At 60.6% G+C, this 9,023-nt stretch carries 7 protein-coding genes; 3 read left to right on the top strand and 4 right to left on the bottom strand.

Annotation, left to right across the window (positions count from 1 at the left end; genetic code table 11):
• Positions 1-403: 403 nt before the first annotated feature.
• The 3 genes from ACZM96_RS07845 to ACZM96_RS07835 form a co-directional block, all read right to left on the bottom strand.
• The gene (locus tag ACZM96_RS07845) at positions 404-1,540 is read right to left on the bottom strand and encodes a glycosyltransferase family 4 protein (RefSeq protein WP_489488379.1); all 1,137 of its coding nucleotides are present in this window, start codon (positions 1,538-1,540) and stop codon (positions 404-406) included.
• Between the two features lie 11 nt (positions 1,541-1,551).
• Positions 1,552-2,796: a M20 family metallo-hydrolase gene (locus ACZM96_RS07840; protein WP_489488378.1), complete on the bottom strand. Its 1,245-nt coding sequence runs from the start codon at positions 2,794-2,796 to the stop codon at positions 1,552-1,554.
• Between the two features lie 194 nt (positions 2,797-2,990).
• Positions 2,991-3,257 carry a PxxKW family cysteine-rich protein gene (locus ACZM96_RS07835; protein WP_294486714.1) on the bottom strand — a complete coding sequence of 89 codons (267 nt, stop codon included), beginning with the start codon at positions 3,255-3,257 and terminating at the stop codon, positions 2,991-2,993.
• A gap of 183 nt (positions 3,258-3,440) precedes the next feature.
• Between ACZM96_RS07835 and ACZM96_RS07830 the strand changes: the two genes are divergently transcribed.
• Positions 3,441-4,031: a DVU0298 family protein gene (locus ACZM96_RS07830; protein ID WP_489488376.1), complete on the top strand. Its 591-nt coding sequence runs from the start codon at positions 3,441-3,443 to the stop codon at positions 4,029-4,031.
• 233 nt (positions 4,032-4,264) lie between these two features.
• Here the strand turns inward: ACZM96_RS07830 and ACZM96_RS07825 are convergent, their stop codons facing one another.
• Positions 4,265-4,594: a hypothetical protein gene (locus ACZM96_RS07825; RefSeq protein WP_294486710.1), complete on the bottom strand. Its 330-nt coding sequence runs from the start codon at positions 4,592-4,594 to the stop codon at positions 4,265-4,267.
• A gap of 124 nt (positions 4,595-4,718) precedes the next feature.
• On the opposite strand from ACZM96_RS07825, the gene rnc reads away from it, so the two are divergent.
• Both rnc and ACZM96_RS07815 read left to right on the top strand, forming a co-directional pair.
• Positions 4,719-5,438 (top strand): ribonuclease III, encoded by a 720-nt coding sequence (gene rnc, locus ACZM96_RS07820; protein WP_489488375.1) that lies wholly within the window; start codon positions 4,719-4,721, stop codon positions 5,436-5,438.
• A gap of 116 nt (positions 5,439-5,554) precedes the next feature.
• On the top strand, positions 5,555-9,023 hold a 3,469-nt coding region (locus ACZM96_RS07815; protein ID WP_489488374.1), incomplete at its 3' end, for an acyl-CoA dehydratase activase-related protein.

The raw sequence follows: 9,023 nt of genomic DNA, 5'->3' as shown, positions 1-9,023 counted from the left end.
GGGAAAGATGGGGCGAACCCTTCGCCGTTCCCGATGACGACGCCGACATCCGATAGTCCAGCCGAGAGAGGAAAATCGCCCGTATTCACGGCCGAAAAAAGCTGCACGGAGCAACGACGCCATCACGCCCCTCAGCGCGCCGAACGGCACTGCACTTACCATTCCGGCAGAAAACGTGTTGAGATACGACAAAGCCCCGCCGTAACCCGACGGGGCTTTTCCTTTTCCTGCCGCGAACGCGCAGGAAAACCACAAAAAAACGTCCCTGCTGCCGAGGTTCTCATTGTTGCAGCAGGTCGGTCAAAGACCGAGCTGGGGAACTTTTTCGGAGGGAGCACACGCCGTCCCCCTTCAACAAAAGGAGCGTCTGCCTCTGCCGCAAACCTGCCGGAAGCTCGACGGATTAATGACTCGCGCGGGCGTTTTGCAGGGCTGCGTCGTACACCTCAAGCGACGAGGCAAGAAAATCCTCAAGACGCAGCCCGCCCTTGAAAATGCGGTCGAGACACACGCCTGCCAGCTTTTCGCGCCACGCCTTGTCCGTGGCCTGAATCATGCGTTCGGCCATGGCAGGCACATCCGCCGGAGCAAAGCAGTATTCCGCATCCAAAAGATCGGGCATCACGCCCGTGGTGGATGAAATGAGCGGCACGCCCGACGCCATGATTTCCAAGGCGGCTCTCGCAATGGCTTCCGAGCCCAGCGACGCCAGAATGCCGAAGTCGAGCGCGTTGATGACGGCTTCCGGCCTCTGCACCCGCCCCGTGACGGTCACGATTTCGCCGAGCTTTCCGAGGCCGTATTCCTCCGTCCAGCGAGCCACGTCCGCCGTGGTGAATTCCGAGTCGAAACCGATGACGAGAAAGCGGATCCGCCTCGCGTCCGGGGAAAGTTCCCGAGCTCTGGCCAGCGCGGCAAGCGTTTCCCGGATGCCCTTCACTTCATCCATGCGCCCGAGGAGCCCCATGACGATGTCGTCGTCGGCATAGCCGTACTGACGCCGCATTTCGGCTCCGGCCTGCCTGTCGGCATGAAAGCGCGCCGTGTCCACGCCGCCGAGTATGGTGTAGAGCCGGTCGGAGGGTACGCGCAGAACATCGGCAAAATGCCGGGTCATGAGGCTGTTGGTGGCAATGACGGCATCGGCGGCGCGGCAGTGCAGCCAGCGGTTGACCGCTCCGCCCCGCGGAAGACGCCGGTCTCCCCGGGTGCGCACCAGCGCATAGCCGCCTTTTCGCTTCAGCAGCGCCCACAGCACAAAGGCCTCGCCGCGATGACAGTTGACGACATCCGGCCTGAAATCGCGCACAAGCCCGTTCATGCCGCGCCAAAGTTCCACGATTTTGCCCGGCGTCTGCGAATTGAAGGGCAAGGCAACCGTGGGCAGGCCGAGCTCACGCGCCTTTTCCAAAGGCGGCGTGCCGGCAAGTCCGGCCACCAGGGATTCGTGACCGGCCTTCTGAAGACAATGCGCCAGCGTTACCCCATACCACGCCGTGGCGTTGTACCAGCGGACGTTCACCACCTGTATCGTGCGCATGACGCCTCCGCTCAGTCGTTGAAGAGCATGGAGGCAAACACCTGCGCCTCCTTGACGGCAAACGAAAGTCGCGCCGCCTCATTGGGAGAGTGGCAGTTTTCAAAAATAAGCGCCCACACGGCGGCGGGAATGCCGCGTTCCCGGAAATTGACCGCCACGGTGGAACCGCCTATGCCGCCGCAACGGCAGTCTCTGCCGAGCACTTCCTTCACGGCCTTCTTCAAACCGGCGACCACGGCGCTGTTTTCAGCCGTAGGCGCGGCGGCGGGCTCTTCCATAAATTTTTCCACGCGCACGGAAACGCCGTACTTTTCCGCCACCTTGTCGGCCAGAGCGCGGAAGGCGGAAAGCACTTCATCCAGCGAATAGCAGGGAAGCACGCGGCAGTCGATATAAAACACTTCCTTGCCGGGCATGGTGTTGACGTTGGGCACGTTGGCTTCGTGCTTCGTGGGCGTGAAGGTGGAGCGATCCGGCGCAAAAAGCGCATTTCGCGCGGTAAAGGTAGCTTCCACGTCTGCGGCTCCGAGAATCATGGCCGCGGCCGCCGCAAGCGCATTCTTTCCGTCGTCGGGGCGGGAGGCGTGGCACTGACGCCCTTCAACATCGACCCGCAGCCAGAGAATGCCCTTCTCCGCCGTTTCGATGAACGCGCCGTCAGGGCTGCCCGAATCGGGCACCAGCACAAGATCGTCGGCCGACACAAAGTCCGGCTTCTCGCGGAACACATGCTGAATGCCGTATGCATTGCCCGTTTCCTCGTCGGACACCAGAATAAGACCGAGGCCGAGATCAGGCACAATGCCGTTTTCCTTGAGCGCCGCGGCCAGCGCGCAGCCGCACGCCACGGCCTGCTGATTGTCTTCTACGCCTCGGCCGTAAATGAGGTCGGGATCATTTTCGTCGTGAACGACGGTCCAGGGATCGGAACGCCAGAGGCTTTCCTCTCCGGCGGGCACGACGTCCAGGTGGCCGAGTATCCACAGCGTCCGCTCGGAACGCCCGGGAACCCGAACGATAAGATTGGGGCGCTTTTTGGACGGCACTCTGTCGTCGGCGGCGTCCACATGTTCGATGTCGTCGATGCCGAAGGAGCGCAGCCATGTCTCAAGATATTCGGCCTTGCTCTGTTCGCCGTTGCCGCCGTTGTCGGGGCCGAGCCCGCGACGGGCCGTCATGGCGCTCTGCAGTTCAAACATGCGGTCGGCACAGCCGGAAAGCGAGGCAAGCAGCGTATGCTTTTCTTCCTGAGACATGATGATACTCCTTTTAAACACCTAACACCGGGCGCCGCAGAGCGGAACCCGGTGAAGGTCAAAAGAAAAACGGCAGAGAACAGACCTCCGCTCTGCAAAAGAAAGCGGAGCCTTTTCTTCTGCGGGACATCCCGTGCGGACGCCCGCGCCGATAAACCGCAATCCGGCCGGACGACCGGAAAACAGGGTACGGCTTAGTGACCCTTGGCGGCGCGCTTGGAGGCCTTCAGAGGGTTCACCTTGGCCTTGGCGGCGACTTCCACCTTGATGTGGGTAGCGAAGTTGCACTTGCCGGAAGTCCACTTCTTGGCGGGGATGGGGTAGCTCGCGCAGAACTGCTGGCCTTCGAATTCGCAGACGCGATCGCAGCCGCTGCAGTTTTCAACGATGGGCTGAACAGGAATGCCGTTCACTTCAACACCGGCTTCGGTCTTGACGGCGTTCTGAAGAACTTTGCTCATAGGAATCCTCCAAGTAATTCCCCGCCGGTGGCGGGGCTGGTTAGCGCAATAGGAACTCGAATAATTGTCCTGTAATCGCCGTTCTGTCAAGCCCCAATTGCCGGAAGGTCAAAAACCGGGTAATCCTTGCCAGAACATGCGCTTCCATAGTATCTTGCGCCCGACAGCAAAAGGAGTACGCCCATGCCTCGTTTCCGTTCCCTGAAAAACAGCCTGCGCGCCTGGCTGCGCGACGACAAGTGGTCGAAAGATCAGCCTCTTCCCAAAGAATGCGAAGAAGAAAACGTCAGTCCGCTTTCTCTGGCCAACGCCCTGTTCGCCTGCCTGCCCGAAGGCGGCGACATGACCGAGCGCGCGGCCTTTGCCATGGGCGGCGTGATGGCCAGAGTCTATGCCGATTCTCCCGAAGACGCCAAGAACATCGTGCGCCGCTTCATGTGGCACATGAATGAGGAATCGGGAAACATCGGCTGGGGCATTCCCGAAGCCTTCGGAGAAACGCTGGCTCAGTGCCCGCCTCTGGCCGACACCTTCCGCCGCGTACTGCTCCACTACATCTACGACGCCCCGGAAGAAAAGAGCACCGGTTTCTGCGATCACGCGCCGCTGCGCATTTCCTGCTATCGCGCCATAGCCCGTCTGCTGGAAGCCCGCCCCGACTTCGTGAACGAAGCCATGCCGCTGCTTCGTCTTTCCGCGCAGAACGAAACCGACGACGCCTGCCGCGAGGCCGCCACAAAGCTCGTGCGCAAGTACATGCTTACGGCGCTCTAGGCCCGTCTGCCGCAGGATTCCCCTGCTCTCTGCGCCTCTGAACTCTCCCGGCCGGACGAACACATTCCGGGAAGCGTCGGCTGCGCCGAAATGAGACTGACGGACCCTTTTTCGCAGCCGGTCGGCAGACAGCCCTGCTCAGAAGTTCTGATAAAGACGGAGCAGCACATAAAAAAGTGACAAAAAAAGGCGCGGGATTGCTCTCGCGCCTTTTGACGGTCATGACGACGGGACTACAGAATAAGTCCGGATCCGCCGTTCTGCTGGGGATTGGGATTCAGTCCGCCGGAAGAGAGCGACAGATTGGAGCAGGCCTCCAGATACTTGTCCTGCACTTCCTGCGGAGTGTGCGAGTATTCGAAGAGAAAATGCTTGCCGTCGATGCGGCCGTTGAATTCCTGGTCGAAGGGATAACCGTAGGGCAGCATCATGAGCTGGACGCCCTGCTGGGTGGGAACAGTCTGCATGATGGCGACGTCGGTGAGAGCATTGGCTTCGGCGTCGAACTTGCCGATGATGAGCTCACCGGTCACGATTTTTACAAGACGGATATCATAGGCCATGATAAGACTCCTTGAATGTTGTGGTAGATAAGTAGGAAATACCGGCACTCTTGTCAAGTCGGAACGGGGCTATTGCCAATCGGGGAATGAGAGCCTATTTCTTTCCCACATGAGGAGTTTAAACATGTACAACAGGACAGCTTTTTCCCCCGACACGCTGAAGCGCCTTTCGGAGCTTGAGGAGCGTCTCCAGTATCGTTTTCACGACATTTCGCTGCTGGCTACGGCGCTGACCCACAGTTCATGGGCCAACGAGCACAACACCGTTCACAACGAACGGCTGGAATTTCTGGGCGACGCCGTACTGGAAGTGAATGTCTCCTATGAAATCTATAAGCGCTTTCCCCAAGAAAGAGAAGGCGGCATGACCCGGCTGCGTTCCCGTCTGGTGAGCGAAGGCAAGCTGGCCGAACTGGCCCGCAGTCTCCATCTCGGCGAAGCCCTGTTCATGGGCCGCGGTGAAGAGGCGCAGGGCGGCAGAGAACGCGCGGCGCTCATCGCCGACGCCATGGAAGCCGTGCTCGGCGCCGTGTATCTCGACGGCGGACACGAAGAGGCCTCGGCCCTCATCCACCGGCTCTACGCCAACCGCTGGCCGGAACCCGGCACCGACCGCAAGAGCAAGGACTACAAGACCCGTCTTCAGGAAGCCACGCAGTCCATACTCCATTCCCTGCCCGTGTACCTGCCCCTTTCCAGCAGCGGCCCCGAACACGCCAAGACCTTCCGCGTGCAGCTTGAACTTTCCGACGGGCGCAGCTTCGTGGCCGAAGGAGGCAGCCTCAAGCGCGCCGAACAGGAAGCCGCACGCCTCGCCCTCGAAGCTCTGGGCATCCGCGAATAATCGTTTTTCCGGCCGACGCAGAGGACAACTATGTCCTCTTGCGTTTTTTTCATCCTTTCTTTATTCTAACAGCGTTCGATTCCCTCAGGGTGTCTTGTATGAATACAAGGTCGACCTTGGCTCACATTGGTCTTGATATCGGCTCCACCACCGTGAAGCTTGTTGTCCTGGACCCGTCTACCCGTGTGCTCTACGCACGCTACCAGCGCCACATGTCCGACGTTCGGGCAACGGTGGCCCAGCTTTTCCACGAAGCGCTCGCCGACGGCGGGCTCTCCGGTCATACCTTCACGCTGGCCGCCACGGGTTCTGGAGCCATCTCCCTCACCGAAGAACTCGGCATTCCCTTTGTTCAGGAAGTCATCGCCTCGGCGGAAAGCATCCGCAGGCGCATTCCCGACGTGGACGTTACCATAGAACTCGGCGGCGAAGACGCGAAAATCACGTTCTTCACCGGCGGCGTGGAACAGCGCATGAACGAAACCTGCGCCGGAGGCACGGGTGCGTTCATCGATCAGATGGCGGCCTTCCTCAACACCGACGCCGCGGGCCTCAACGAGCTCGCCTCCCGCTACCGCACCATCTATCCCATCGCCTCCCGCTGCGGCGTGTTCGCCAAAACGGACATTCTTCCGCTGCTCAACGAAGGCTGCGCCAGAGAAGACATTGCCGCCTCCATTTTCCAGGCCGTGGTGGAACAGGCCGTCAGCGGTCTGGCCTGCGGCCGCGCCATCGAGGGCAAGGTCGCCTTCCTCGGCGGGCCTCTCGCTTTTCTGAGCAGCCTGCGTCAGCGCTTCGTGGAAACGCTGGCCCTGTCCAAGGAAAACGCCATATTCCCCGAATACGCCGAATATTTCGTCGCCATGGGGACGGCCATGTATTCCGTTTCTCAGCACGAGCTTCCCGGCAACGAGCAGCAGGTTGGAGAGCGTGTGTGGACAGCCGAAGAGCTGTCGGCTCTTGCTGAAAAACTCACCAGCGGCGATCACAAGCCGGATGTCGTGTCCCTGCCGCCCCTTTTCCGCAACGAAGAGGAACTGCAGGCCTTCCGCAAACGGCACAATTCCCACACCGCAACCTGGGCGGACATCAATTCCCTTTCCGGCACGAAGGAAGCGCCCGCTCCCGTCTATCTCGGCATCGACGCCGGATCCACCACCATCAAGTCCGTGCTGGTGGACGCCGAAGGCCGCATCCTTCATCAGTCCTATGCGCCGAGTCAGGGCAGACCCCTCGAAGCCGCGGTGCAGATTCTCAAAGACGTCTATGACATTCTGCCGCCTTATGCACGCATTGCCGCCGCGGGCGTGACCGGCTACGGCGGCGGTCTGCTGCGGGCCGGACTCCATGCCGACGTGGACGAAGTGGAAACCCTGGCCCACTGCAAGGCGGCGCAGTTCTTCCTGCCGAACGTGACCTTCGTGCTCGACATCGGCGGACAGGACATCAAGTGCCTCCACGTCAAGGACGGCATGGTGGACCGCATTCAGCTCAACGAAGCGTGTTCCGCCGGCTGCGGTTCTTTCATCGAGACCTTTGCCAAGTCGCTCGGCATGGATCTCCCCTCATTCGTGGACGAAGCGCTGCACGCCGAAAATCCCGTGGATCTCGGCACCCGCTGCACCGTGTTCATGAATTCGCGCGTCAAGCAGGCGCAGAAGGAAGGAAGATCGGTCGGCGACATTGCGGCGGGACTCTCCTATTCCGTGGTCAAGAACGCCCTCTACAAGGTCATCAAGATTTCCAGCCCGGAAGAGCTCGGCGAATACGTCATTGCCCAGGGCGGCTCCTTCAAGAACGACGCCCTGCTTCGTGCTCTGGAACTCAGTCTCGGCCGCGAAGTGCTGCGGCTCGACATTGCCGGTCTCATGGGCGCGTTCGGTGCGGCGCTCATCGCCAGGGAAAACGAGTCCCCCGCCGGCTCCACGCTGCTCTCGCGCGAAGAGCTGGCCGCCTTCCATGCCGAAAGAAGCGTCACCCGCTGCAAGGGCTGCTCCAACCACTGCCTGCTCACCGTGAACCGCTTTTCCGACGGCTCCCGCTTCGTCTCCGGCAACCGCTGCGAGCGCGGCGCAGGCAAGAGCGCTTCCGACGAAAGCATGCCCAACCTCTTCGACTACAAGTACAAGAGGCTGTTCGATCACTACGTGCCGCTCACCCCGGACAAGGCTCCCCGCGGCAGCATAGGCATTCCCCGCGTGCTGAACATGTACGAGGATTATCCCCTCTGGTTCACCCTGTTCACGAAGCTGGGCTTCCGCGTGGTGCTTTCCGCGCCGTCCTCCAAAAAAATGTACGCCCGCGGCATGGCCACCATTCCGTCGCAGACGGTGTGCTATCCGGCCAAGCTCAGCCACGGCCACATCATGGATCTCATCCAGAAGGGCGTGAACCGCATTTTCTATCCGTGCATCGCCTTTGAGCGCAAGGAATTCCTCACGCAGGACAACCGCTACAACTGCCCCGTGGTGGGCGGTTACCCGGAACTGCTGAAGAACAATGTGGAAAAACTGCGCGAACAGGGCGTGGAACTCATCTGCCCCTTCCTGCCCGTGGAGCTCGACGGTCTGCTCAACATGCTCCTGCCGCTCGATCTCTTCCGCAACATTCCCCGCGCGGAAATTCAGGAAGCTCTTGAAGACGCCTTCCGCGAAAAGAAAAAGTTCAAGGACGACTTGAAGAAAAAGGGCGCGGAAGTGCTCGACTTCCTCAAGAAGACCGGCAAGATGGGCATCATTCTGGCCGGTCATCCCTATCATGTCGATCCCGAAGTGCATCACGGCATTCCCGATCTCATCACGGCGTCCGGTCTCGCGGTGCTCACCGAGGATTCCGTGGCCCATCTCATGCCCGATCCCGGCAAGCTGAGAGTGGTCGATCAGTGGACCTTCCACGCCAGACTCTACCGCGCGGCCGCCTATGCCGCGCAGTCGGATCAGGTATCGCTGGTGCAGCTCGTGTCGTTCGGCTGCGGTCTCGACGCCGTTACCGCCGATCAGGTGGAGGAAATTCTCTCCGCTTCCGGCAGGCTCTACACGCAGATAAAAATCGACGAAGGCGCCAACCTCGGCGCGGCGCGCATACGCGTGCGCTCTCTGCTCGCCACCATGAAGGAACGCAGAAACAATCGTGCGCAGAAGGCCCTGCCCGAGTTCGCCACCCTGCTCCCCATGGCTCCCGAGGAGGAAGACACCTGGATGCCCCCGGACTTTACGGAAGAGATGCGGGAAACCCACACCATTCTCATTCCGCAGATGTCGCCCATCCACTTCCAGTTCCTGCCCTCCATGCTCAAGGCCTGCGGCTACAAGGCGGAACTTCTGCAGTCCGTGTCCCGCGAGGCCGTGGAAGAAGGACTCCGGCACGTGAACAACGACGCCTGCTATCCCGCCATCACGGTCATCGGACAGCTGCTCTACGCCATTCAAAGCGGCAAGTACGACAGAAAGCACATCGCGCTCATCATCTCCCAGACCGGCGGCGGATGCCGAGCCACCAACTACATCGGCTTCCTCTACAAGGCGCTCAAGGAATGCGGTCTCACCGACATTCCGGTGATATCGTTCAACCTTTCCGGGCTCGGAC

Source organism: Mailhella sp. (assembly GCF_057866825.1).
The sequence above is the reverse complement of the archived record's forward strand: the minus strand, read 5'-3'. Positions and strand labels throughout refer to the sequence as shown.